The organism is Limnohabitans planktonicus II-D5 (assembly GCF_001270065.2).
Lineage (GTDB): Bacteria > Pseudomonadota > Gammaproteobacteria > Burkholderiales > Burkholderiaceae_C > Limnohabitans_A > Limnohabitans_A planktonicus.
The window spans coordinates 1-868 of the sequence record NZ_LFYT02000118.1 but is presented as its reverse complement, the minus strand read 5'-3'; the positions used below and the strand labels follow the sequence as shown (position 1 = coordinate 868).

Sequence of the window (868 nt, the reverse complement as noted above, 5' to 3'; positions counted from 1 at the left end):
AGCAAGCCGCAGCGCTGACTGCCGCTGCTGATGCGGTTGCCAAAGCCTCAGCAGCGACTGACGCAGCGACAGCAGCCCAGGCCGCAGCTGCAGCGGCTGGGGAAACAGTTCCATCCAGCGTAGCCACTGCCAACGCTGCCGCCACAGCTGCAAGCGCAGCAGGCACCGACGCCACCACATCAGCCACCGTCAGCGAAACGGCAACCGACGCCAAAGTGGCCAGCTTGGCCACCGCTGCTGCCAGTGCCGCGACTGCCGCCACAACGGCTGCAGCTGCAGCGACAGCTGCGAAGGCCGCTCTGGACAGCGCCGTTGCAGCCCTGAGCGATCCGGCAACGCCAGCTGAAATTGCAGACGTTGAGGCCAAGCAGGCCGCAGCACTGACTGCCGCCGCTGATGCAGCCGCCAAAGCCTCAGCAGCGACTGCCGCAGCGACTGCAGCCCAGGCCGCAGCTGCAGCGGCTGGGGAAACAGTTCCATCCAGCGTAGCCACTGCCAACGCTGCCGCCACAGCTGCAAGCGCAGCAGGCACCGACGCCACCACATCAGCCACCGTCAGCGAAACGGCAACCGACGCCAAAGTGGCCAGCTTGGCCACCGCCGCTGCCAGTGCCGCGACTGCCGCCACAACAGCTGCCGCAGCAGCGACAGCAGCCAAGACAGCCTTGGACAACGCCGTCGCTGGACTCAGTGATCCGGCAACCCCAGCTGAAATTGCAGACGTCGAAACCAAGCAAACTGCAGCACTGACAGCCGCCGCTGATGCAGCCGCCAAATCCTCAGCAGCGACTGCCGCAGCGACTGCAGCCCAAGCCGCAGCCACAGCCGCGAATGAAGCCGAACCTGCCAGCGTTGCCATTGCCAACGC

Annotated in this window: 1 protein-coding gene; it reads left to right on the top strand. The window is 66.2% G+C overall.

Annotated features, from left to right (window positions below; genetic code table 11):
- A partial coding sequence (locus H663_RS41910; RefSeq protein WP_205872786.1) for a hypothetical protein occupies window positions 1-868 on the top strand: 868 nt, incomplete at both ends.